Origin of the sequence: Beggiatoa alba B18LD, assembly GCF_000245015.1 — a bacterium.
In the GTDB taxonomy this organism is placed as follows: Bacteria; Pseudomonadota; Gammaproteobacteria; order Beggiatoales; family Beggiatoaceae; genus Beggiatoa; species Beggiatoa alba.
In genome coordinates this window covers 2,597,550-2,621,129 of the sequence record NZ_JH600070.1, presented here as the reverse complement: position 1 = coordinate 2,621,129, position 23,580 = coordinate 2,597,550, and the positions used below count along the sequence as shown (strand labels likewise).

Here is a 23,580-nt window from a genome sequence, read left to right as displayed (position 1 = left end):
TTCTTTCATCTTTTCCTCAATCGTTCATTTATTCGATATATTCGATATCAAAGCGAGAAAACGCCATGATTAAAATAGCCATCGCAGGGGCAGCGGGGCGGATGGGTAAACACCTCATAGAAGCTACCCAACAACACCCAGAAACCGTTTTAGCGACTGCTTTAGAACATCCCGCAAGCACACTTTTAGGCGCAGATGCAGGCGAACTTGCAGGCGTTGGAAAACTCAGCATCAGCGTACAAAGTGATTTATCTAAATGCTTAGATGACTTTGACGTATTGATTGATTTCACTCGCCCCGAAGCGACACTTGCCAATTTAGCCTATTGTCGCCAAGCAAAAAAGCGCATGGTGATTGGCACAACAGGATTTTCTCATGAACAAAAAAACATTATTAACGAAGCCGCCAAAGACATCGCCATCGTTTTCGCGCCGAATATGAGCATTGGGGTCAATCTCAGCCTGAAATTACTAGAAATGGCGGCAAAAGTGCTCGGTGATACTGTCGACATAGAAGTCATCGAAGCCCATCATCGCCACAAAGTCGATGCCCCATCAGGGACTGCGTTACGCATGGGCGAAGTCGTTGCGCAAGCCTTAGGACGTGATTTAAAAACCTGTGCGGTTTATGCCCGAGAAGGTATTACAGGCGAGCGTGACCGCCAAAGCATTGGCTTTCAAACCATCCGCGCAGGCGACATTGTCGGCGAGCATACTGTGATGTTTGCTGATGTTGGTGAACGGATAGAAATTACCCATAAAGCCTCAAGCCGTATGACTTTTGCAAAAGGTGCAGTACGTGCTGCGGCTTGGCTTGCTGAGAAAGAATCAGGCTTATTTGATATGCAAGATGTATTAGGGCTGAAATAAAATAACCTGAGTTCGGCGAGTTTTATAAAATAAAACAGAGACCTGCTAGGTTTTCAAAACCTAGTAGATCTGTCGGAACACGCGAAAAGAATTCACCAGAGAAGATTAAAAAATTGTCTGAATCAGGATTTTCAGAATTAACAGAATTTAAAACCCTAAAACCAAAAATTTAAGGTGAATAACGCTTTTTAATTCTGCTAATTCTGAAAATTCTGTGAATCCTGATTCAGACAAGCTGTTGTCTTTTTAAAAGAAACTCGCCAAACTCAGGTTTTTTTTAGCATTATCGTATCAAATTCACTGAGCGGCCCTTTTTTCATGTTTTTACGGACACCCGTGATTAATTCAATGCCTTGCGTTTTCAAAGTTGCCTTTAATGCTTTAGAAATATAGCCCTTGTCACCGTATAACTTGCCTTGAATAAATTGCGTCATCGCCCTTAAGCCCTTGCGGTCATCAAAATTCGCGGCGGTGAGAAAAAAGGAGATTAATTCCCCTGTATCATCAATGACTAAATGCAATTTAAAGCCAAAATACCACCCAATAGAGTTCTTCCCCCCGTTGTGCGAGGTTTGCAAAGGTTTTATGGTGTGAAATTCGCCGATTGTGGCAAACCTTTAACGGGGCGGAGTCAATGAAGGCAATCCCGCGAGAGTTTACCCGCCGACTGTGCAAGTAGGCACTGAGCGGTATCATCACTGATTGGGATAACTCAACAAACCGTTGATAACTGACCCGTTTCGGAAACGCCCCCCCCGAGAACATGCGGAACATAGTGGGTATAAAATCCTTTGAAATGGCGTTGATTAGATTGATGAAACAACACGAGTAAGGTCATCACTTCCGACGGGGACATTGTCCCATCTCGCTGACTTTTCTTGAGATTTCCTTCTTCTAACAACATTTGTTCCCATAAGGGTATAAACCATTTACAAAAGTCATCGATTGAGCAGAACAGGATTGTTATCATATCCATGGTTGTACCTTTGGAAAGTGGAGGTGGACGTTTAGTGATGTTCCATTATTCCTACTTTTCCTTTGGGTACAACTTTTTATTTCTTCCATTCCGCTTTTATCATTAATCCTCTGTTTTATATCTATTATCTCGCCGTACTCGGGTTAATAGCAAATGAGAAAAAATATTTTCTCTTGAATTGTAAAATGGAAATATTCCCCCCTTACAGGGAGGAATTTCTACTTACTACTACCCCACCCACCGCCGAGCGTTATAAAACATCTGCATCCAAGGGCTTTCTTCATGTTGCCAGTTGTCGGGTTTCCATGACCAACGGCTGGTTAAGAAAATCCGTTCAGGATGGGGCATCATGATGGTGAAACGTCCGTCTGGCGTGGTTAAGCCTGTAACGCCTTGCGGTGAGCCGTTGGGATTGCTGGGATAGCGTTCGCTCATGTGTCCGCTGTGGTCAACGTAGCGTAGGGCTATCAGTCCATCGCGTAAAGCACGGTCTAAATGGCTGGTGTTGTCGAATTGGGCGCGTCCTTCGCCATGGGAAACCACAACAGGTATCATCGAGCCTTCCATGCCTTGTAAAAACAGTGAGGGTGAGTCAAGGATTTCAGTCATAACAAAGCGGGCTTCGAATTGTTCGGATTTGTTGCGGACAAATTGCGCCCAGTGTTGTGCACCATCAATCATGTCGCGTAATTGCGCCATCATTTGACAGCCGTTGCAAATACCCAGCGCGAAACTATCAGTACGTTGGAAGAAGGCGGAAAACTCGTCGTAAGCACGCGGGTTGAAGAGGATGGATTTTGCCCAGCCACCGCCCGCGCCAAGTACGTCGCCATAGGAGAAGCCACCGCAGGCGGCAAAGCCTTGAAAGTCTTTGAGGCTGACTCGTCCCGCTAAAATATCGCTTAAATGTACGTCAACGCTGGTAAAGCCTGCTTTATCAAAGGCGGCTGCCATTTCAACATGTCCATTTACGCCTTGTTCGCGCAGAATTGCCATGCGTGGGCGTTGGCTATGGACAGCAGGTGCTTGGAGCGGGAAGGTCGTTTTTAAGAATAATCCTGTATCTTTTGGATTTAAAGTAAATTCTTCCTCTACACAAACGGGGTTATCGCGGCGTTTTTGTAGTTGGTAAGTGGTTTCGTTCCAAGCTTGTTGTAGGGTCGTGCGGGGCAGACTGAGTAGGAGCGTGTCTTGTTGATAAATATTAAGGCTGTCGCTGTGGTTGACAGTGCCGATAATGTGGACGGGCAGTTGTGTGTATTGGGCGAACCAGTGTTGTACTTCGTCGATGTGACTTTGATTCACTTCGATAACTGCGCCCAGTTCTTCGCTGAATAATAAAGCGAGTACGTCGGGGTTTAAGCCGTCGAGTTGGATATCGATGCCTTTGTGGCTGGCGAACATCATTTCACAGAGGGTGGTTAATAAGCCACCGTCGGAGCGGTCATGATAGGCGAGGAGTTTGCCTTGTTGGTTAAGGATTTGGATGGCGTAGAAGAAATCTTTTAAGTCTTTGGGGTTGTCGACGTTGGGCGTAACATCGCCAAGCTGTTGATAAACTTGGGTGAGAATTGAGCCACCAAGTCGGTCTTTGCCTTGTCCTAAGTCTATGTAAAGTAATAGGCTGTTTTCTGCACGGAGAACAGGGGTTAGGGTTTTGTGAATATTATTCACGCGGGCAAAGGCGGAGACGATAAGCGAGAGGGGCGCGGTAACAGCTTTGTCGTCCCAGACGGTGTGCATAGACAGGGAGTCTTTGCCGACAGGAATGACAAGCCCCAGCGCGGGACAAAGGTCTAGGGCGACGGCTTGGACGGTGTCGAACAGGGCGGCATCTTCGCCCGCTTGTCCGCAAGCTGCCATCCAATTAGCGGATAGAACGATGTCGCTGAAGTCGGCAATCGAAGCGGCGGCAAGGTTGGTAATGGCTTCGCCAACAGCCATGCGTCCTGAAGCGGGGGCATCGAGTACGGCAATGGGGGTACGTTCGCCCATAGACATGGCTTCGCCTGTGATGCCTTGGAATCCGCTGGCGGTGACAGCGCAGTCGGCAACAGGGGTTTGCCACGCACCAACCATTTGGTCACGGGTGACTAAGCCACCGACGGAGCGGTCGCCGATGGTGATTAAAAAGTTTTTGTTGGCAACGGTGGGATGACGCAGGACGCGGAGAATAGCTTCTTCTAGGGTGAAATAGGGGTCATCGAGTTTGAAGGGTTTGCCATTTGTTTTTACCCGTTGCACATCTCGGCGCATTTTCGGCGGTTTACCCAGTAGGACAGATAAGGGCATGTCGATGATGGCTTCTTGTTCTTTGAATAGTTGGAGCTGTCGTTGGCTGGTGGCTTTGCCAATTACAGCAAAGGGACAGCGTTCACGCTCACAAAGTTGGGTAAACAGGGGCAGACTGCTGGGGGCAATGGCTAATACATAGCGTTCTTGAGCTTCATTGCTCCAGAGTTCCATCGGGGAGAGGGCGGGGTCTGCGCGGGGAATGGCGTTGAGGTCGAATATCGCGCCTTTTTCGCTGTCGTTGACTAATTCGGGAAAGGCGTTGGAAAGTCCGCCCGCGCCAACATCGTGAATGGATACGATGGGGTTGTTGTCGCCAAGACTCCAGCAAGCGTCGATGACTTCTTGGCAACGGCGTTGCATTTCGGGGTTGCCCCGTTGGACGGAGGCAAAATCTAACTCAGCGTTGCTGTGTCCTGCGGAGACGGAGGAGGCAGCCCCGCCCCCTAAGCCGATGAGCATTGCAGCTCCACCGAGTGCGATTAAAAGATTTTCCTCAGCGATTTCCTGCTTTTGTACGTGTTCTGCACGAATATTGCCGAGTCCACCCGCTATCATAATCGGTTTGTGATAACCACGGCGTTTGCCGTTCACGGTTTGTTCAAAACTGCGAAAGTAGCCACAAATAGCGGGGCGACCAAATTCATTATTAAATGCACTCGCGCCAAGTGGGGCTTCTAGCATGATTTGCAGGGCTGTTGCGAGGCGTTGCGGTGTGCCGTATTCCGTTTCGTAAATTTGGGGCGCGTCAGGAATATGGAGTTGTGAGACGGAAAAGCCTGTTAATCCTGCTTTTGGTTTTGCCCCGCGTCCTGTCGCGCCTTCGTCACGGATTTCTCCGCCTGAGCCTGTTGATGCACCAGAGAAGGGAGAAATAGCCGTTGGGTGGTTATGGGTTTCTACCTTCATTAAAATATTAGTTTCTTCAGTGAGGTAGTGATATTCGTGGGTATTGGGGTCGCAGATGAAACGCGGAATTGTAAAGCCTGTCAGTACGGCGGCATTGTCTTTATAAGCAGAGAGCACTTTACCTGAATGTTGCTGATGGGTGTAGCGTATCATGTTGAATAACGACTGAGTTTGTGCTTGTCCGTCGATAACCCAATCAGCATTAAAAATCTTGTGTCGACAGTGTTCTGAGTTAGCTTGTGCAAACATCATTAATTCGACATCGGTTGGATTGCGTTTTAAGGCAATGAAGTTTTCACATAAATAATCGATTTCGTCTTCAGAAAGGGCTAACCCTCGCGCTTTATTGGCGGTAACTAAGGCATTCCGTCCTTCGCTTAAAACAGGAATTACGCGCAATTGGCGGGGTTCAGCTGTGTTAAATAATTGTTCGGCATCGGCTAAATTTAAAACGACGGTTTCGGTCATGCGGTCATGTAAGAGGGGCATGAGTTGCTCAAGTTCGGCGTTATCTAATGGTGTGCTAGCGGTTACTGTCCAAATCGTACCATGCTCAATGCGTTTAATGCTGTTTAAGCCACAAATCGTCATGATTTCTGTGGCTTTACTAGACCAAGGCGAAATAGTGCCAATACGAGGAATAACAATCAGTTGTTGTCCATGGGGTAAAATGGGCGGGGTGTTTTTCCCATGTAATAACTGTTGTAAATGGTGGCTTTCCTCATCAGTTAATGGACGAGCGCAATCGAGCAAATAGAGATAATTGGCTTGTATAGATTGCAATGTGGGGAGAAAAGCTCTTGCGGTATGCAGTAATTTTTCGCAACGGAAAGGAGAAAGCGCGGAATCACCCGTATAAAACATGGTCGCCTCTTGGTTTAGCGTGTAAATAAACTATTTTAACAGAATTGTTTTACGGGTTTCTTGGGTTTAGTGGGGAAAGTGATGAAAAGGGTAGCAGGAAGCAGGCATAAAAAAACCCCGCTTTTTAGCAGGGTTTTTAAGGTTAAGCAAGATTAAAAAGGATTATTTTAATTTTGCTAACTCTTTCTCAATCAGTGCGTGAGGCAACGGTACATAACCGTCTTTTTTCACCACTTCTTGACCTTGTTTGCTCAGAATCATGGTTAAAAATTCTTTAACTAAAGGAGAAAGTGGTTTGCTTGGGTCTTTGTTGACATAGACGTATAAGAAACGGGATAAGGGGTATTCACCACTAATGACGTTTTTATATTTGTCAGCACCATCACCAACTAAAGCAGGCACGGTAGAAGCTCCCGTTTTGGGAGAGATGGCTAAAATTTTAACCCCAGAGGTTAAGTAGCCAATGCCTGAATAGCCAATGCCGTTTAAAGAAGCACTGATTGATTGCACGACAGACGCAGAACCGGGTTGTTCGTTGACGTTGTTTTTAAAGTCGCCTTTGCATAAAGCGTGTTCTTTAAAATAGCCGTAAGTACCAGAAACAGAGTTACGACCGAATAATTGAATGCTTTGTTCAGCTAAAGAGCCTTTTAAACCTACTTGACCCCATTTAGTGATGTCTTCAGCACCGCCACATTTTCTTGTAGAGGAGAAAATCGCATCAACTTGTTGGATAGTTAAACCATCAAGCGGGTTGTCTTTATGGACATACACAGCTAATGCATCAATCGCAACGCGAATTTCAGTCGGAGGATAGCCGAATTTTTTCTCAAACGCTTCAATCTCGCCGGGTTTCATAGGGCGACTCATAGGACCAGTATGGGCTGTTCCTTCAGTTAAAGCGGGTGGCGCGGTAGATGAACCTGCCCCTTGTACTTGAATGTTTACGTTAGGATAAAACTTTTTGTACTCTTCTGCCCACAGCGTCATGAGGTTATTCATGGTATCAGAACCAATGCTGGACAGATTACCAGAAACCCCACTGGCTCCCCCTTTGTAATCTTGCAAATCATCGATTGCAGAAACAGGGGTGGTCATCATAAAGCTAACGCTGAATAACGCAGCCGTCAGTAGCTTTTTCATCAAATACAACTCCTATGGTAAGTTTTGAAGCAATTACTATTATCTAAGCAATGTGTGACATATTAATGACAAAATAACTCGCATATAGAAGCGACACAATAAGCGATTTCTTTTTCAATCATATTTCATCGTTAAGGTAAATATTGGTAATGACCTAACAGCAGGTAGTATTGTTCTTCGTTACAATAGCCACAAAATTTAATTTTTTTTATGAATCACGAGTCAGAATAAATATGCAGTATTTATCATCTTTAGCCAGTCAAGGCACAGAAGCGTTTATTCCCGTTAAGTCGTTAATGATTAAAATGCGTTGGACAAGTGCCGCCGACCTCGATTTAGCCGCTGCCTATCAAACTAAAACAGGCAAGCAAGGTTTGGTGCATTATGCTGATTTGGGAAGTCTTGAGCATTTTCCCTTTATCAAACTCAGCGGTGACCAAGGGCGCGGAGACAGAAGCGGTAATAATGAGGAAACCTTATGGATTAACGCGCTAAATGATATGGCATATGTTTGGATTTTTTGCTGGGATTACGGCATGGTACAGAGCGGTAGCCGTGGGCGTTTTCAAGATTGCGATATTAGTTTACACGTGATTGATGATAACGAGGCGACTATTCAAGTCAAGGTCGATACCAGCGAAACAGGCAATGTATGCTGTATCGCCACGTTAGATAATAGCCAAGTAGTTGGAACAAAACTGATTAATGTCAGTAAAGTTGGCACATTGCGCGGTTTATCTAAATTAGAACAGTTATTAGGTGTTTTAAAGACATAAGTGCGTTATCTCGATTGATAATGCCTGATTAGTTCCATAGAGACTTGCTAGATTTAACCTGAGTTCGGCGAGTTTTATAAAACAAAACAGAGACCTGCTAGGTTTTGAAAACCTAGCAGGTCTTTTTTTTTCATGACACTGCCTTGTCATTGCGACCGCTTACTATAACGCACGATGTAATGCGTCATGTATTTATTGCAAATTACAGTCAGGTATCTATGTTCTTTATTTCAAAAAACATAGATATTATTTTGAATTATCACGCATTTTTTGAGGCATGATGAATATACAATTGTTGTTTAAAAGTCTTTTTCTCATGGGCTTATTAGCCAGTTCTGCGCTGGTTTCTGCATTACCTGATACCAGCGCACGTGAATATAAAATATTGTTAAATCCCAGTTTATTTAATGGGGCAAATCCTGAAATTGCGATTGCTTCGTACTGGACGGATTTACAAGCCGTGATTCAATCCAGCATTAATCGCAGTCGTAGTGGCAGTTTTACGCTGGATAAAGTACGGACTGTTAAATTTTACGATACACCAAGCACTTGCCGTTTACGGGCCAATGATTTTATTTTTCGGGAACGGGTAGAAAATGGACAGCGAGAAGTGACATTAAAATATCGCTCTCCTGACCGTTATGTCTCTGGATATCAAGACATGCAGGGCACTGGTAGCGATGCAGAAACGAAGTTTGAAGACGATATCAGTACGCCTTTTGTGGTGAGCTATTCTCATTCAACCAAGCAAAGTATTGGCAGTGGTAAAAATTTGAATAATATGGATGACCCTATTGGTTTATTCTCAGGGTTGAGCGCGTATCAATTTAATCCCAATGAAAGCATTACGTTGGTTGGTGGTTTAAGCATCAGCGAAGTGGTTTATAGTGGGGCTAGTGTCGATTTAGGCAGTAAAGTTGCGACTTTTGATTTAACCCTTTGGTACTTATCTGCAAATAGTACGACACCTGTAACGGCTGAAATCTCTTACAAATACGCAGATTCAAATGCAGATTATTCTCAAAATGTAGTCACGCGGGCTAAAACATTATTTATGGCTATGCAAACCATGAGTGCGTGGTTAGCAACTAATAGCATGACAAAAACGAATTTTGTATATACCTACAATCCTTCATTTTGTCAGTAAAACAGTTCGTTTTTAGATAAAAAAACGGGGTAAGACTCGTATGATTAAGCGTATCAGATATTAATACACTAAATGGATACTAGGCTTACCCCTAATGGGGGAGTTAGTTGTTTAGAACTTAAAGAAACCTATATTGCCTCATTGGCAAGGAACAGTGTAAACCTTTTTATACTGATTTTTCTGCAACATATCTTGTACATTTTGCCCATAGCCCGCATAAACATTCGCCCCGCATAAGGTACTGACGTTGACACTATTCAATATTTTTAATTGATGGGTATCGGTGAGCATACCGCTAGAATAAGCGGGAAAATCATCGGTATAGGGTAACCAACCATTCCCATCATTGATATACCAAATTTCCCCTATTTGTGCAGCGACGTACAAACTGCCATAAGTACCAACATCGTTAGTCGCAACGGTTAATGTGCCTGTCAGCGATAAATTATCAAGATTGCCTGTCGTCGTGGTTGTAATATCAAAGGCATTCTCTGTTTCGATACTATCGGGTAATCCCACTAATCCCACCGAACCAACCGCAACATAACCCCCTGTTTCTTGAGAAGTTAAGTTTAATAACAAGTTGGAGCTATCCCCGTCAAGGTAATGCATATCCGTTGAATTGAGCGTATCACGTGTGCCACGGCTGTTATAAGGGGCGTTTGCATACACGCTATCAGTGATAACATCATCAAAAAAGAGTTGGGTAGTAAAATTATAGGTTGTGTTCCCTTGTGCATCAAAAACCCGCGCTCGTACATGAATATGTGCGGTTCTGCCGCGATACCATCCCGGATAAATGGTTTTAAACGTAACCGTTCCAGTCGAATCAGTGAGTTGATACCCCCGTAAAAAAGTTTGCCCAACAGTACTGGTTTGCCCATTGCCAGACACATCTGAATATTCTCCCGCTGCATCTGCGTGCCACACGTCTATTTGTACATTACGAGCAACGGAGCAAGCACTAGAGCTAGCATTAATCACACTCAAGGTTAAAGTCAGCGGTAATCCTTGCAAGACAGTGCTACGGGTGGTATCAGTGGTTAAATCGGAACGATTTAAATGTTCATCTATCCAATAAGGCCCTTCTGTTTTTGTTGCAGAGAGAAGACAGAGCGGATTTGCATCTGCGGCTTGTGAATCCGTTAGGAAATGACGTAACCCATACCCTGTTAGGGGTAAGGCACTTAATACGCCTAAAGTTCGTAAGAGATTGCGCCGTGTCGTATTTGGGAGAGCGGTTCTCAGTGCATCAAACATGATAGTTTCCTCAAGGTACTGTTGAGCGGGAGATAACCGTATTTATAAAGTGGTTAAAAATCTCCCCTTATTTGAAATAAAGGATGACAAACAAATATGGGGAAACTTTGAGGAAAATGTGAAAATTGTCCCTTTAATTTGTACGTAAATAACCTGAGTTCGGCGAGATTTTTTAAAAAGACAAGCATTTGTCTGAATCAGGATTTTCAGAATTCACAGAATTTAAACCCTAAAACCAAAAAATTAAGGTGAATCACGCTTTTTAATTCTGCTAATTCTGAAAATTCTGTGAATTCTGATTCAGACAAACTCTTGTCTGTTTATAAGGAATAAAACAGTCTATTGACTATCAAAAGGTATCAATGAAGGTAAGGCTTTTTATTTAAAAGATTATCAACAACTTGCAATACTTGTTTATGTGCATCCTCTAACATCATTAAACAATGTTCGGTTTCTGTGTTAGTAATACGGCGATAAACTTGTAATTCACTAATAGCACTCGCAATATTTACAAGTGGTGGAAATAGTTCATGTGCTGCCATGCGGGTAAAGTTATCTAAGGTTTCATGCTGTTCTTGCAACTGCCGATTTTGAGCAACTAACTGTTTTTGCAATGCACTGATAATAATATGCGTATGTACACGGGCTAAAATTTCGCCTTGTTGAATCGGTTTTACTAAATAATCTACTGCACCTAGCGAGAAGCATTTAATTTTGCTTTCCATATCCATCAATGCCGTTACAAAAATAACGGGAATATCTGACGTTTCTAAATTACTTTTTAACTGCCGACAGGTTTCATAACCATCCATATTAGGCATCATGACATCGAGCAAGATTAAATCGGGTTTAACCCGTGTGATTAATGATAATGCCTCATTACCACTGAGTGCCGTCATAACATCTAAACCTGTCGCTTCTAAATAAGCCGATAAAACGCCTAAATTTTCTGGCGCATCATCAACGACAAGAACCGTTGCTTGATGGGGGGAAAGGGTTTGATTCATAAAAATTATGCTATGACCACGTTCTATAATTTAGCCAATCGCGCCATGATAGGGGGATAACGCACCAATAAAAGTAACGCCAAGCAGATGGCATAAATAAAAGGTTCGCCTAATTTGACCTTCGATTGTGCTAACCACCAAAAATGTAAAACACCCGCAATGCCAATTAAGTAAACTAAACGGTGCAAAGCCTGCCAACGTTTACCGCCCAAGCGTCTCATCATCGCATTGGTTGAGGTTATTGCTAGTGGAATCAGTAGGATAAATGCAAAAAAACCTACCATAATAAAAGGACGCTCTTCAATATCCTTGATAATAGAAGATATATCTAATGATTGGTCAAATATAATATACGTACTGACATGTAACACGGCATAGAAAAAGCTATACAAGCCCAACATCCGCCGAAAACGAATCATTTCATACCATTTACTAAGCTTTCTTAATGGGGTAATACATAACGTAATCAATAAAAAACGTAATGCCCATAATCCTGTTTGGTCTAAAAAATATTCGATGGGATTCACATGCTGTACAGCAATGAAGACGATAAAAAATAAAGGGATTAAGCACAGCACAAACAAAATAGGCTTAATTATCTTGTCGACGCTTGCGAAAGAAGGGGCTAATCCCATAAATGATAATCTCCTAATTGCAACCAATACTGCATTTACTTTGTTTTAAGAATGGCTAATTTTAATACACATGTTTCTGTTGCCACCGTTTGCAGTGGCTTATTAGCAACCACCTATTTAGGCGCGGGAGCAGTTGCACCGCAAGAAGTTATGCTACTTTGGTTAGCAGGCACACTCGGTGGCATTCTGCCTGATATCGATTCGGACAATTCAACCGCGATTAAAATTATATTCACCGCTTATGCCGTGATATTCTCGTTTATTGTCATGTTCAGCCAAGCTCCCTACTACTCCATTGTTGAACTATGGGTAATCTGGTGGCTAACATATCTCTGCATTCGTTATGTACTGATGGAAATTTTTAAAGACTTCAGTGTCCACCGTGGTGTTTTTCATTCCGTTGTTGCAGGCTTATTTTTCTGGTACGGCACAACAGCAATGTGTTATCACTTTTTCTTTATCGATGCTTTATTAGCATGGTCTATCGGTTTTTTTATTTTTGTTGGTTTTCTCGTTCATTTATTATTAGATGAACTATATAGCGTTGACTTAATGAATAAACGACTAAAAAAATCATCAGGAACAGCTTTTAAATTAGTTGATTATAATAATTATCAAACATCAGGCATCATGATAAGTATAGTGATTATTTTGTTTATGCTAACGCCAGATTCTTCCCGTTTTTTAGATATTTGGTTCAGCCAAAAATCATATCAGAACATTGCCACGCATTTTTTACCGCGTGATGGTTGGTTTAAAAATTTTCGCTTAGAAATGATTAATATTAACACTGTCCCACAAAAAAACCCGTCTCATTCTGAATAAAAAATTTTGATAATCAAAAATATATTTTTAGCATTATTTAATAACCCACTTTTTTAGTAAATTATTTTAAATTCACGCATAATTTACTATCCGTTATATTCCCTATTATTCAAATGGTGAAATCAACTGATTAAATAACAATACTGTTTTATTGACATGCGCATTTAAAAAAAATCCACTGGCTTAAGCAACATTAACCCAGCAGATTTTTTAACCGATTTATTTAATACATTATTTGACCTGTAAACGAATCGCGCCGTCTAAACGGATAACTTCTCCATTCAACATTTCATTTTGCACAATACAAGCGACTAACTGCGCATATTCATCAGGGCGACATAAACGTGCAGGAAAAGGCACTGAAGCGGCTAAACTAGCCTGTGCCTCTTCTGATAAAGACCCAAGCATTGGCGTTTCAACCAAACCAGGTGCAATAGTCATCACACGGATACCATATTTTGCAAATTCTCGCGCAGCAGGAAGTCCTAAAGAAACAACGCCACCTTTAGACGCGCTATAAGCCGCTTGCCCAATTTGTCCCTCAAAGGCGGCAACAGAAGCTGTATTAATAATAATGCCACGCTCACCTGTAACGTTAACGACTTCAGTCGTCATCATTGCTTCCGCTGCTAATCGCATGATATTAAATGTACCCACTAAATTGATATTAATCACGCGACTAAAATCGGCAAGGGGTAACGCGCCATTTTTTCCCACAATACGAGCAGCGAGTAAAACGCCCGCACAATTTACACAAATTCTTGCAATTCCTAACTGCTCACGGACTTGCTGAAACGCTTTTTCTGCACTTTCTGCACTGCTGACATCACATTGAACCGCCAACCCGCCGATTTCCTCAGCAACTTGTTGGGCTGCGGATAAATTGATATCAAACAGAGCGACTTTTGCCCCTGCGTTTGCTAAATAACGCGCCGTTGCTGCACCCATTCCAGAACCTGCGCCTGTAACAAGAGCAATATTACCTTGAATTTGCATAATAAATCCTTTGGTGAATAAAATTATTATCGTAGGGTGGAATAGGCGCAAGCCGTATTCCACCGTTTCCATCATGAAACCCCGTAAAAATGGGTTAACTTGAGTTCGGCGAGTTTTATAAAACAAAACAGAGATCTGCTAGGTTTTCAAAATCTAGCAGGTCTTTTTTTGTCTGAATCAGAATTAACAGAATTAAACACTGTCTGAATCAGAATTCACAGAATTTTCAGAATTAGCAGAATTAAAAACAATTAAAAACATAATTTTTTATTCTTTTAATTTTCTTGTCTTTTTAATTCTGAAAATTCTGTTAATTCTGAAAATTCTGATTCAGACAATCTTTTAATCCTGAAAATTCTGATTCAGACAATCTTTTAATTAGGTTAAAATCCCCTTAAATCCATAACCTACAGAAGTCTATCATGCTCAATATTCCCCCGCTACGCCAAGCTATTCAACAATTCAATTTTAATGCGCTGTTTGAGGAACTCGGCTGGAATCGGGCACGGAAAGTTTTTGAGTTGGAGATTGAAACGCAAATTTATCCCTGCCAAGCCATCGCTTATTTGGGGAAAGTCACCGTTTATACCGTGCAAGCCTTACCATCCGCGAAACAACGTCAAGCTATCGCGCAGGAAATCACGGAGAATTATAGCGTCGAGCATGTGTTGATTTTTACCGATAAGGAAACACAAGCGATTTTTTTCTGGGCTAAACGTGAAAAAAATAGATTGTTACCGCGTGAACATGCTTATTTTCGCGGACAGTCAGGCGACGCGCTGGTGAATAAGCTCGTTCCGCTGATGGTCGATTTTTCTGAGTTGGATGATTCGGGTAATTTACCGCTCGTCGAAGTTCTCGAGCGGTTGAGAAAAGCTCTCGATATCGAGCCTGTGACGAAAAAGTTTTATGCCGAATTTGCGAGTTTTTTAGAAAACTTTGTTATTGATATTGAAGGGATTAATGACGAGCGGGCGCGTCGTTGGTATGCTTCGGTGTTGCTTAATCGGTTGATGTTTATCTGGTTTTTGCAGAAAAAAGGCTTTTTAGACAACGGTAATCGAGAGTATTTACTCGATAAACTCGCAGACAGCCAAAAACAAAAAACCGATAATTTTTATCAAGGTTTTCTCCAACGTCTGTTTTTTGAAGGTTTCGCTAAACCTGAACATGAGCGCGAAAATGCCGAAATTTTAGGCAAAATTCCTTATTTAAACGGTGGTTTATTTCTTCCGCATCATTTGGAGGAAACCTATCAAATTCAAATTGCTGATGTCGCTTTTAGTCGATTGTTTGAGCTTTTTCAAGGTTATTCATGGAGTTTGGATGATTCGCCCACAGGTGATGATAACGAGATTAATCCCGATGTTTTAGGCTATATCTTTGAGAAATATATCAATCAAAAAGCCTTCGGTGCGTATTACACGCGCAAGGAAATTACTGAGTATTTGTGTGAACGCACTATTCACCGCTTAATCCTCGATAAAGTTCAACAGCCCGCTATTCCCAACGTTTGTGAAGCCCGACACTTTGAAACGCTGGATGAGTTGTTAGGCAAGCTCGATAAATCTTTAGTGCATCAGTTGCTTAATGAAATATTGCCCAGTCTAAAATTGTTAGACCCCGCTTGTGGGTCAGGCGCGTTTCTCGTCGCGGCAATGAAAACCCTCGTCGATATTTATCGCGCTATCACTGCCCATAGTGACTCCCACAGTCTTTACGAAATCAAAAAGAAAATTATCACCCATAATCTTTTTGGTGTGGACATCATGGAGGAGGCAACTGAAATCGCTAAACTTCGTCTTTTTCTCGCCCTCGTCGCGGCGGTTGATAAAGGAGAAGATTTAGAACCCTTGCCGAATATCGATTTCAATATCATGGCGGGGAATTCATTAATCGGCTTGCTGAAAGTCGATGCTGAAAAATTCGAGCAATTCGACCTGTTCAAAACTGATAAAAGCCAACGTTATCACACGCTGTTAGCAGAAAAAAATCGCATGATAGCCAATTACCGCGACGCGACCAGCTACAGCAAAGACCTGCGCGGATTGCGCGAAAACATCGAACAAGCCCGTCAACAAGCGCAACAGGTTCTTAATCAATTATTGCTTGAAGAGTTTCATCAGCTAAAAATTCAATATGAACAAGCGACTTGGGACGAGGCGAAAAATAAAGAGGGTAAGCCGAAAAAACGTTCTTTAACCCTGAGCGATATAGAACGCTTACACCCTTTTCACTGGGGCTATGAATTTGACCAAGTGCTTGCTCAGGGGGGATTTTCTGCGATTATTGCTAATCCGCCTTGGGATGTTTTTCAAACCGACGAGAAAGAGTTTTTTCAAGAATACGCGCCAGAAATTCAAAAGAAAAAAATTCGTATTGAAAACTGGAAAAAGCAATTTACAACGTTCATGCAAGATGAAGAAATTAGAGAAAAATGGCTTAATTACGTTAGCCAATTTTCTTTTGTATCTAAATTCTTTAAAAACGCCCCTCAATTTAAACATCAAATCACTATCGTAAACGGTAAAAATGTTGGTTCTAAAATCAACTTATACAGTTATTTTACCGAACAAAGTTACAACCTACTTCAAGATAAAGGACTCTGTGGCATTGTGATTCCCAGTGGCATTTATACCGATTTAGGCGCGACGGGATTGCGCGATTTGTTGTTTAATCAGACGGAAATCACAGGACTTTTTTGCTTTGAAAACCGCAAAGCAATTTTTGAAGGCGTGGACAGTCGTTTTAAATTTGTCGTCCTGAGTTTTGAAAAAGGACAAACAACGGAACAATTCCCAACCGCGTTTATGCGTCATGACCTGCAAGAATTAGAAACCTTTCCCACACAAGGCGCGTTATGGCTCTCTGTTGATTTAATTAAAAAACTCTCGCCCGATTCGCGTTCAGTGATGGAGTTTAAAAACAATTTAGACTTACAAATTGCAGAAAAAATGTTGCAATTTCCTTTATTAGGCGAACAACTGGAAAATACATGGAATTTAAAATTAACGTCTGAATTTAACATGACAACAGACAGTCACCTGTTTAAAACCGAAGCAGGGGCGGGACGGTTGCCCTTGTATGAAGGGAAAATGATTCATCAATTTACGCATTTGTGGGGTGAACCGCGTTATTGGGTTGATGAACAAGAAGCTAGAAAGGTTTTACTGGGAAAAGAAACAGATACAGGGCAAAAACTGGATTATCAGGGGTTTCGGATAGGATTTCGTGATGTTGCGAGTAGTACGAATGAAAGAACAATGATTGCAACTGTTTTGCCTAAGCATATTTTTTGCCCTCATACCATGAGTTTAGAAAATGTTTGTACATCATTATTAGATGAAAAAACGAGATTATTTATAGTTGCTATATTTAACAGTTTTATCAGTGACTATTTGATAAGACAGAGAATAACGACACATGTTTCATTTTTCTTTGTTTATAATTTGCCTATTCCCAGACTCCCCGCAACCGACCCAATATTTAACGAAATCGTCCGCCGAACCGCGCAACTTATCTGCACCACACCCGACTACGACGACTTACGCGCCGAACTAAACGCGACAGGGTTTAAAGACCTGCAAGGACAAACCGACCCCACCCAACGCGCCCAACTCCGCGCCGAACTCGATGCCTTAATCGCTCATCTTTATGGTTTAACTGACGAAGAATTAACCCATATTTTAAACACTTTCCCGTTAGTCGCGGAGGAAGTGAAACGGGGCGTGCTGGAGAAATTTAGGGATTAAACGCTGTCTGAATCAGGATTAAAGACTGTCTGAATCAGAATTCACAGAATTTCCAGAATTAGCAGAATTAAAAACAATTAAAAGCAATTAAAAGCAATTAAAAACATAATTTTTTATTCTTTTAATTTTCTTATCTTTTTAATTCTGGAAATTCTGTTAATTCTGAAAATTCTGGTTCAGACAGTGTTTTAATCTTTAACCAACAAGAAGCCAACATATGAAAAAAGACCTTTTAACGTATCAAATTATCGGTTGTGCAATGAAAGTACACAGAACAATGGGAAACGGTTTTCAAGAGGTTATTTATCAACGATGTTTAGAAATAGAATTTAAAAAAGAAGGCTTACTATTCGGTAGAGAAGTAGAGCAAGATGTTTTTTACGAAGGTGTGCAAGTTGGCACAAGAAGAGCGGATTTTATTGTAGAAAATAAAATTGTTGTAGAACTTAAAGCGTTAATAATATTAGAAGATGTTCATATAGCCCAAGCTAAAAATTATGTTGTTGCCTATCAATTTGATAAAGGCTTATTAATTAACTTCGGCGCAAAAAGTTTAGAACATAAACTTATTTTTCCTTAGAGGATTAAAAGATTGTCTGAATCAGGATTAAAGACTGTCTGAATCAGAATTCACAGAATTTCCAGAATTAGCAGAATTAAAAACAATTAAAAGCAATTAAAAACATAATTTTTTATTCTTTTAATTTTCTTATCTTTTTAATTCTGGAAATTCTGTTAATTCTGAAAATTCTGGTTCAGACAGTGTTTAATACAGGATTAAAAACATAATTTTTTATTCTTTTAATTTTCTTATCTTTTTAATTCTGGAAATTCTGTTAATTCTGAAAATTCTGATTCAGACAGTGTTTAAATCTTAATTCAGACAATCTTTTAATCCCAATTCAAACAGGCAGGCTTTTTCTTACAACACGCCACCGCGTTTAATGTCTAAATAACGATTGACGATTTGAATGGCTAATTCTTCAGGTTGGGTATCCATGAAAATAAGCCCTTTGTGTTTAAACATTTCTTGTGATTCGTGGCGATGTCCTAAGTATTCATGCACGGCAGCATAACGTAAGGCTTCATTAAAGTGACGAATAGGGCTGTCTAGCACGTCATCGAGTATTTTTTCACGTAAACTGGCTAATAAAACAAGATGTTTTGTTTTCAGTAGATTTAATGCAAGGTATAAATCTTCGCTGTCTTCATCACGTAGGTTAGAAATTAAGACGACTAAGGCGCGTTTTTGGTGATAGTGCATGAATTGTTTAACCGCTTGTAAATAGTCGCTGGTGTGTAAAGTCGGTTGTAAATCATACAGTTGATTTAAAATTAGATTGACGCTGTTTAAGCCTTTGCGTGGGGCTAACCAGCGTTCTGTTGTACTGCTAAAGGTCATCAGCCCTAATGCGTCACCTTGGCGTAGGGCGACATAGGAGAGTAATAAAATAGCGTTGAGGGTGTGGTCAAAGTGGGACAGCGTGCCATCTTGTGCGGTCATGCGTCGTCCACAGTCAATGAGGAAAATAATTTGTTGGTCGCGTTCATCTTGGTAGTCTTTAGAAATTAATTTTTTTAATCGAGATGTGGCATTCCAATTGATTTGTCTCAGTGTGTCACCTGCACGGTATTCACGCAGTTGATGAAATTCTAAGCCCTCACCCCGTCGCGGACGTTTTCGAACACCGAGTTGTCCTAAACGGTTTTCTACTGCAAATAGGGCGTATTTGGTGACTTCCGCAAAGTTGGGGTAAACCTTGATAGGGTGTTGTAGGGCTTGATAATGGTAACGTTTCCACAATCGCCATGGTGAATATAACAGTAGGTGTACGCCACTAAAGCAGAAATTGCCGCGTTGTTGGGGGCAAAAACGGTATTGGGTTTGAACCGTTTCACGCGGGAAAAGTGTGAGTGTTTGGGGTAAGGCTTCAATACTGGCTTGTAGTGGGTAATCATCAATAATATCTAGTTGTTGTGTGTGCTGACTGTGGTTATCTATACTCAGTGTGACTTCGCGCCAAACACCTAATGCAAACGACCCTGCCGTTAAACGTTTTATTTGTGGAAAAGGCAGACGATAGAGATAGATGAGGTCGTAACCTGTAAGTAGGACAATTGCCCCGCCCATTAATTGCCATAGTTGTGATAGCACAGGGTATAAACTGGCAAAAATGGCAAGGAGTAGCCAAATACCGCATAAATAGAGCAATAATGGGGCGGGGCGCATGGGGATTTATAGACCTTCTACGGTGTCTAAAACAAGGCTGAATGTATCGCCTCGTTCTTCATGTTCTACGCGAACAGGTAAATAATGTAATTTGGGGGCTGCCCAAATCGTGGTTTTACGTTTACCGTTTTCGGAAATACGTTCATATTTTAGGGTTTGTAACTTACCAATCCCTGTATCAATCTGTTCATCACCTAAATAGCGGGGAATATAAGTTTTTACTTCTCCTTTATCTACAATACGATATTGTAAATCACGTTTACCCGCTTGTAATTCCTGCATTAAAATAACTTGGTATAGCATCATGTCCACTGTGCCATTTTCAATGGGAATTTCCCACGGTTTGTCGGGCGCGATGTTTTTGGCAAGGTGATTTGCCCAGTCAAATTTGATATGTACAAACTTGGGCTTTCTTGAACTACTTTGATTATAAACGTATTCTAAGGGTCGCGCTTGATTGTCAATCAGTTCAAAAATGCTTTTTTCCTCAAGCGTATCGTCTCGGAATAAGGCAGCAACACCAACGGTGTGGCTTTGTGCTTCAAAGTAGTAACGCCCATCAGCGAGGCGAGATAATCGCCGTGTGCCTTCGCCAACGGTAATGCCTTTGGCATAAACGGTGTAGTTAGCGGTGAAATTGGGGGGGAAGTGGTTATCAGCTGCCCAAATTGGTGCGGTTATGCTGATAAGTAATGTCATCATTAAGTGTCTTAACATGGGTTAATCACATCCTTTGTTGTTTAGAAGTCAATGTAAGAAGATGATTTTAATGGATTCATTGATAATTTAAAACGGGCAGGGTGGATTTTTCTTATTATGTATGCGGTTAATGCGTGGTATTTTTCTAATCATTTAAGGGGTAACAGTGACAGTATTATCTGCTAACTATATATCGATTGATGGTTCTCAAGGGGAAGGAGGCGGGCAAGTTTTGCGTTCTTCCTTAGCTTTATCTATTTATACACAACAGCCTTTTCATATTCATCATATCCGTGCAAATCGGAAAAATGCGGGTTTACAAGCACAGCATTTAACGGCGGTACGTGCCGCAAAGCAGGTGAGTTGCGCTCATGTTGAAGGGGATAATTTAGGCTCTAGTGAGCTTTGGTTTACACCCAATCCCGCACAAGGGGGACATTATCGCTTTAATATCGGCACAGCGGGCAGTACCTGCTTAGTCTTGCAAACGGTGTTATATCCTTTGTTATTGGCGGATAGCCCTTCTCATTTGACGATTTCAGGCGGAACACATACTACGGCATCTCCGCCATTTGAGTATTTAACAACGGTATTATTTCCGCTCTTAGCTCAAATGGGTGCACAAATAGAGGCACAGTTAGACAGTTACGGGTTTTATCCAAAAGGTGGCGGACAAATCAATATTCAGATTCAACCTAGTTCGCAATTAACGGGACTGACTTTGTTGAAAAGAGGGAAATTATTGCAACAAATGGCGCGAGCCTTAATAACAGGCATTCCCGCCCATGTCGCAGAACGAGAGTTAGCCCAAGTTAAAAAACGCTTGCAGTGGGCAGATGCTTGTTTGCAATTTGTACCTTTACAGTCTGGCTTTGGTAGCGGCAATATTTTATTGCTACAAGTGCAGTATGACGCGATAACAGAGTTATTCAGTTGTGTAGCACAGCGTGGCTTAAGAGCGGAAGAAGTCGCAAATAATGCCATTGAAGCCTTGCAAACTTATCATGTGGCAGATGTTCCCGTTGATGAGCATTTAGCCGACCAGTTGTTATTACCGCTTGCTTTAGCGGGCAAAGGACAATTTTTAACCACCGCGCCCAGTCAGCATACCTTAACCCATTGCGATATTATTCAACGCTTTTTAGGGATTCACATTGTTATTGAACAGGTTAGCGAGCGTCAATATTTGTTGACGGTGGGCTAAGGGGTATCAACTGGGTTTGATAGTGTTGTAGCCATTGCGCAACGGCTGTCGTGAATTGCTGTTTTTCTTCTGTGTTTAATCGTTGTGGGTCAAAACGATAGCGTTGATGTAGTTGAAATAATGCTTGTAATTCGGCCGTTTGTAAAACGGGGTAGGGTAAGCGGTTTAACCATGTTTGTAGGGTTTCTCCACAAGCTCGTTCATAGCCAAGTTGTTGTAGGTGTTCGGTAATTTGATAAAACGCTGAGTCTTCTCCTTGATAATGGACTGCGGGCAATTGTTGTAAGAGGTGGGCATTGCCTGTTTGACGTTTAACACGGTTTTTTATCGCTAATCGCCAAATTAATAGAATAAATAAGGGGATTAATAGCCAGACAAACCAGTGTTCATTATCGCTACTTTCTTGCCACCGCCACGCGGTAAATTGAAACCAAATCCAAGAACCAACATCGTTGAGCGTTTGCCACCAAGGCGTTTGTTCTGCTTCTAAAGTGCTCCAATCTGCGGGGGTTGTGTCCACATCAATCCATTGTCCATTGATATAGGCAAGTGTCCACGCATGGGCATGACGTTGACGGACAACATAGCGTTTTTCAAAATCACTGTATTCTTCTACCGCAAATCCCGCTGCATAACGAGTCGGAATGTTTGCTGCACGTAATAATAAAGCGGTTGCGGTTGCAAAATATTCACAGTGTCCTTGTTGTTGATAAAGTAGAAAATCTCCTAGCGCACTGACTTCGGGATGCTGGCTGGCTTCGCGCTTGAGGGTGTAACGATAATGGTTGGTAAAATAGCGGGTAACGGTGTTGATTGCTTCTGTAGGGGTTTGTTGTTCTAGTTGTAGTTGCGCTACTAATTGTTTTAATAAGGGGGCTTCGGTGGCTGGAACAATTAAGTCGTTATCTGTGGGGGGGGTGTCTAAGGTTGAGTGTTGTGTATTGAAATTAACGCGATAGTTCACCCATTCTGGGGCATCGCTGACACGCACCGCGCCATAACGGTTGTATTCGACTAATAATGCAGGTAGTTGCGCAATGGCAAATGTGCCTAATGGTAAGGCAAGCATTCCCTTTCCATAATTCATGTAGCGGGCAACTTGTAATTTTTCTGCACGGGGAACATTTTCCACAACAGGTGTAAATGTCCATGTGTGTTTAGGGGGGTTAGGGTTAGGCTCTAATTTGCTGAAACTTAAAAATTGTGCTCGCCACGTGGTGTCTATATAGACGTTATAACTGGCTTCGCGTAGTAGTAGGGGATAGGGCGCGTCGACACGGAGTAAAATTTGTTCGGATTGTTTTAGCCCTTGAATATCACCAATTGCAGTGGTTTGGCGGTAGGGGTCGCGGTCGGCAAGTAGTTCGTATTCAAACCATTGAATCACCAATTTTTCAATTTCTTGTTGTAACTGATACAGCCCTAATTGTCCTAGAAAGCCAATACCACCAACTAAAAAGAGAACGGCAAACCAGCGTTTGCGCTCATAATGTATCGGGCGTATTGCCCATAAACTCCAGCCCATTAAGCAGAAAATGCCGATAAAAAATCCGCTATTACGTTCCGTGCTAGCGGCTAATAAACACAGCATAATATAGGGATAACAGATATTTATACGCAGAATATCTTGCGGTTGCTTTTTATCATCCATGCGACGCATAGACACCAGAATGCTACTGACGCGAATTGAGCCAACCGTACTATATTGTTGTGTGGCAAGGAGTAGGAAGAAGAGTGGCGGTAGCCAGTTTAGGAGGGTAAATAAGCCATGTATGGATTCACGACTAAAAAGATAAATGGCTAACCCCACCCATAAAAAAGATGTTAAATCGGATAACCGATTAAATTCTTTATCGGATAAATCCCAACGCCATTCTACCCAGCGTGCCATCTCAATTAGGATTGCCATAGGAATGGCTAAAAACAGCAGTTGGCTTTGCCAGCCCCAAAATAAAATACTGATTCCCAGTAAAAAAGGCGGTAGTGTCTTTTGCAT

The 23,580-nt window shown here is 41.8% G+C and carries 19 protein-coding genes; 7 read left to right on the top strand and 12 right to left on the bottom strand.

The window, feature by feature from the left end; all coding sequences use genetic code 11:
* The first annotated feature begins 65 nt into the window (after nt 1-65).
* Nucleotides 66-869, top strand: a complete 804-nt coding sequence (gene dapB / locus BEGALDRAFT_RS10755; RefSeq protein WP_002689915.1) for a 4-hydroxy-tetrahydrodipicolinate reductase — start codon at nt 66-68, stop codon at nt 867-869.
* A 266-nt stretch (nt 870-1,135) separates the two neighbouring features.
* On the opposite strand, the gene BEGALDRAFT_RS19535 is transcribed toward dapB, so the two are convergent.
* The 5 genes from BEGALDRAFT_RS19535 to BEGALDRAFT_RS10740 form a co-directional block, all read right to left on the bottom strand.
* Nucleotides 1,136-1,447: a transposase gene (locus tag BEGALDRAFT_RS19535; RefSeq protein ID WP_269719552.1), complete on the bottom strand. Its 312-nt coding sequence runs from the start codon at nt 1,445-1,447 to the stop codon at nt 1,136-1,138.
* Nucleotides 1,392-1,565 (bottom strand): transposase, encoded by a 174-nt coding sequence (locus BEGALDRAFT_RS19615; RefSeq protein WP_269719564.1) that lies wholly within the window; start codon nt 1,563-1,565, stop codon nt 1,392-1,394. The genes BEGALDRAFT_RS19535 and BEGALDRAFT_RS19615 overlap by 56 nt, the downstream gene beginning before the upstream one ends.
* Before the next feature lie 16 nt (nt 1,566-1,581).
* The gene (locus BEGALDRAFT_RS19530) at nt 1,582-1,845 is read right to left on the bottom strand and encodes a hypothetical protein (protein ID WP_232281985.1); all 264 of its coding nucleotides are present in this window, start codon (nt 1,843-1,845) and stop codon (nt 1,582-1,584) included.
* Nucleotides 1,846-2,073: 228 nt separating this feature from the next.
* Nucleotides 2,074-5,910 carry a phosphoribosylformylglycinamidine synthase gene (gene purL, locus BEGALDRAFT_RS10745; protein WP_002689914.1) on the bottom strand — a complete coding sequence of 1,279 codons (3,837 nt, stop codon included), beginning with the start codon at nt 5,908-5,910 and terminating at the stop codon, nt 2,074-2,076.
* A 162-nt stretch (nt 5,911-6,072) separates the two neighbouring features.
* On the bottom strand, nt 6,073-7,053 hold the full coding sequence (locus BEGALDRAFT_RS10740; RefSeq protein ID WP_002689913.1) for a PstS family phosphate ABC transporter substrate-binding protein: 981 nt from the start codon (nt 7,051-7,053) through the stop codon (nt 6,073-6,075).
* A gap of 233 nt (nt 7,054-7,286) precedes the next feature.
* On the opposite strand from BEGALDRAFT_RS10740, the gene BEGALDRAFT_RS10735 reads away from it, so the two are divergent.
* Both BEGALDRAFT_RS10735 and BEGALDRAFT_RS10730 read left to right on the top strand, forming a co-directional pair.
* The gene (locus BEGALDRAFT_RS10735) at nt 7,287-7,829 is read left to right on the top strand and encodes a hypothetical protein (RefSeq protein WP_002689912.1); all 543 of its coding nucleotides are present in this window, start codon (nt 7,287-7,289) and stop codon (nt 7,827-7,829) included.
* A 277-nt stretch (nt 7,830-8,106) separates the two neighbouring features.
* The gene (locus tag BEGALDRAFT_RS10730; protein WP_157237577.1) at nt 8,107-8,976 is read left to right on the top strand and encodes a hypothetical protein; all 870 of its coding nucleotides are present in this window, start codon (nt 8,107-8,109) and stop codon (nt 8,974-8,976) included.
* 138 nt (nt 8,977-9,114) lie between these two features.
* Here the strand turns inward: BEGALDRAFT_RS10730 and BEGALDRAFT_RS10725 are convergent, their stop codons facing one another.
* The 3 genes from BEGALDRAFT_RS10725 to BEGALDRAFT_RS10715 all read right to left on the bottom strand — a co-directional run bounded on the left by BEGALDRAFT_RS10725 (nt 9,115) and on the right by BEGALDRAFT_RS10715 (nt 11,878).
* On the bottom strand, nt 9,115-10,236 hold the full coding sequence (locus BEGALDRAFT_RS10725) for a dioxygenase family protein (RefSeq protein WP_002689910.1): 1,122 nt from the start codon (nt 10,234-10,236) through the stop codon (nt 9,115-9,117).
* 359 nt (nt 10,237-10,595) lie between these two features.
* On the bottom strand, nt 10,596-11,243 hold the full coding sequence (locus tag BEGALDRAFT_RS10720; protein WP_002689909.1) for a response regulator: 648 nt from the start codon (nt 11,241-11,243) through the stop codon (nt 10,596-10,598).
* A gap of 23 nt (nt 11,244-11,266) precedes the next feature.
* A complete protein-coding gene (locus tag BEGALDRAFT_RS10715; protein ID WP_002689908.1) occupies nt 11,267-11,878 on the bottom strand; it encodes a protein-methionine-sulfoxide reductase heme-binding subunit MsrQ in 612 nt (203 codons plus the stop codon).
* A 51-nt stretch (nt 11,879-11,929) separates the two neighbouring features.
* Here BEGALDRAFT_RS10715 and BEGALDRAFT_RS10710 point away from each other — a divergent pair, with 51 nt between their 5' ends.
* A complete protein-coding gene (locus BEGALDRAFT_RS10710; protein WP_002689907.1) occupies nt 11,930-12,703 on the top strand; it encodes a metal-dependent hydrolase in 774 nt (257 codons plus the stop codon).
* Between the two features lie 231 nt (nt 12,704-12,934).
* Here BEGALDRAFT_RS10710 and BEGALDRAFT_RS10705 read toward each other — a convergent pair whose 3' ends face one another.
* Entirely contained in the window at nt 12,935-13,774 is an 840-nt protein-coding gene (locus BEGALDRAFT_RS10705; protein ID WP_232281984.1) for an SDR family NAD(P)-dependent oxidoreductase, read from the bottom strand.
* A gap of 347 nt (nt 13,775-14,121) precedes the next feature.
* On the opposite strand from BEGALDRAFT_RS10705, the gene BEGALDRAFT_RS10700 reads away from it, so the two are divergent.
* Both BEGALDRAFT_RS10700 and BEGALDRAFT_RS10695 read left to right on the top strand, forming a co-directional pair.
* Complete coding sequence (locus BEGALDRAFT_RS10700; protein ID WP_002689905.1) at nt 14,122-17,451, top strand: Eco57I restriction-modification methylase domain-containing protein; 3,330 nt, start codon at nt 14,122-14,124, stop codon at nt 17,449-17,451.
* Nucleotides 17,452-17,668: 217 nt separating this feature from the next.
* Complete coding sequence (locus BEGALDRAFT_RS10695; RefSeq protein ID WP_002689904.1) at nt 17,669-18,031, top strand: GxxExxY protein; 363 nt, start codon at nt 17,669-17,671, stop codon at nt 18,029-18,031.
* Between the two features lie 342 nt (nt 18,032-18,373).
* Here the strand turns inward: BEGALDRAFT_RS10695 and BEGALDRAFT_RS10690 are convergent, their stop codons facing one another.
* Nucleotides 18,374-19,681, bottom strand: a complete 1,308-nt coding sequence (locus BEGALDRAFT_RS10690) for a DUF58 domain-containing protein (protein ID WP_002689903.1) — start codon at nt 19,679-19,681, stop codon at nt 18,374-18,376.
* Between the two features lie 6 nt (nt 19,682-19,687).
* Entirely contained in the window at nt 19,688-20,398 is a 711-nt protein-coding gene (locus BEGALDRAFT_RS10685) for a DUF3108 domain-containing protein (RefSeq protein WP_002689902.1), read from the bottom strand.
* Nucleotides 20,399-20,546: 148 nt separating this feature from the next.
* Here BEGALDRAFT_RS10685 and rtcA point away from each other — a divergent pair, with 148 nt between their 5' ends.
* Nucleotides 20,547-21,584: an RNA 3'-terminal phosphate cyclase gene (gene rtcA / locus BEGALDRAFT_RS10680; RefSeq protein ID WP_002689901.1), complete on the top strand. Its 1,038-nt coding sequence runs from the start codon at nt 20,547-20,549 to the stop codon at nt 21,582-21,584.
* Here the strand turns inward: rtcA and BEGALDRAFT_RS10675 are convergent.
* Complete coding sequence (locus BEGALDRAFT_RS10675) at nt 21,550-23,580, bottom strand: transglutaminase-like domain-containing protein (RefSeq protein ID WP_002689900.1); 2,031 nt, start codon at nt 23,578-23,580, stop codon at nt 21,550-21,552. The two genes, rtcA and BEGALDRAFT_RS10675, sit on opposite strands and share 35 nt — an antisense overlap.

What these genes read in the sequence shown, in the direction of transcription:
- dapB (WP_002689915.1), top strand. Translation starts at nt 66, where the DNA reads ATGATTAAAATAGCCATCGCAGGGGCAGCGGGGCGGATGGGTAAACAC.
- purL (WP_002689914.1), bottom strand. Translation starts at nt 5,910, where the DNA reads ATGTTTTATACGGGTGATTCCGCGCTTTCTCCTTTCCGTTGCGAAAAA.
- BEGALDRAFT_RS10705 (WP_232281984.1), bottom strand. Translation starts at nt 13,774, where the DNA reads ATGATGGAAACGGTGGAATACGGCTTGCGCCTATTCCACCCTACGATA.
- BEGALDRAFT_RS10725 (WP_002689910.1), bottom strand. Translation starts at nt 10,236, where the DNA reads ATGTTTGATGCACTGAGAACCGCTCTCCCAAATACGACACGGCGCAAT.
- BEGALDRAFT_RS10695 (WP_002689904.1), top strand. Translation starts at nt 17,669, where the DNA reads ATGAAAAAAGACCTTTTAACGTATCAAATTATCGGTTGTGCAATGAAA.
- BEGALDRAFT_RS10690 (WP_002689903.1), bottom strand. Translation starts at nt 19,681, where the DNA reads ATGCGCCCCGCCCCATTATTGCTCTATTTATGCGGTATTTGGCTACTC.
- BEGALDRAFT_RS10710 (WP_002689907.1), top strand. Translation starts at nt 11,930, where the DNA reads ATGGCTAATTTTAATACACATGTTTCTGTTGCCACCGTTTGCAGTGGC.
- BEGALDRAFT_RS10685 (WP_002689902.1), bottom strand. Translation starts at nt 20,398, where the DNA reads ATGTTAAGACACTTAATGATGACATTACTTATCAGCATAACCGCACCA.
- BEGALDRAFT_RS10720 (WP_002689909.1), bottom strand. Translation starts at nt 11,243, where the DNA reads ATGAATCAAACCCTTTCCCCCCATCAAGCAACGGTTCTTGTCGTTGAT.
- BEGALDRAFT_RS19615 (WP_269719564.1), bottom strand. Translation starts at nt 1,565, where the DNA reads ATGATACCGCTCAGTGCCTACTTGCACAGTCGGCGGGTAAACTCTCGC.
- BEGALDRAFT_RS10740 (WP_002689913.1), bottom strand. Translation starts at nt 7,053, where the DNA reads ATGAAAAAGCTACTGACGGCTGCGTTATTCAGCGTTAGCTTTATGATG.
- BEGALDRAFT_RS19530 (WP_232281985.1), bottom strand. Translation starts at nt 1,845, where the DNA reads ATGGATATGATAACAATCCTGTTCTGCTCAATCGATGACTTTTGTAAA.
- BEGALDRAFT_RS10735 (WP_002689912.1), top strand. Translation starts at nt 7,287, where the DNA reads ATGCAGTATTTATCATCTTTAGCCAGTCAAGGCACAGAAGCGTTTATT.
- BEGALDRAFT_RS10730 (WP_157237577.1), top strand. Translation starts at nt 8,107, where the DNA reads ATGATGAATATACAATTGTTGTTTAAAAGTCTTTTTCTCATGGGCTTA.
- BEGALDRAFT_RS10675 (WP_002689900.1), bottom strand. Translation starts at nt 23,580, where the DNA reads ATGCAAAAGACACTACCGCCTTTTTTACTGGGAATCAGTATTTTATTT.
- BEGALDRAFT_RS10700 (WP_002689905.1), top strand. Translation starts at nt 14,122, where the DNA reads ATGCTCAATATTCCCCCGCTACGCCAAGCTATTCAACAATTCAATTTT.
- BEGALDRAFT_RS10715 (WP_002689908.1), bottom strand. Translation starts at nt 11,878, where the DNA reads ATGGGATTAGCCCCTTCTTTCGCAAGCGTCGACAAGATAATTAAGCCT.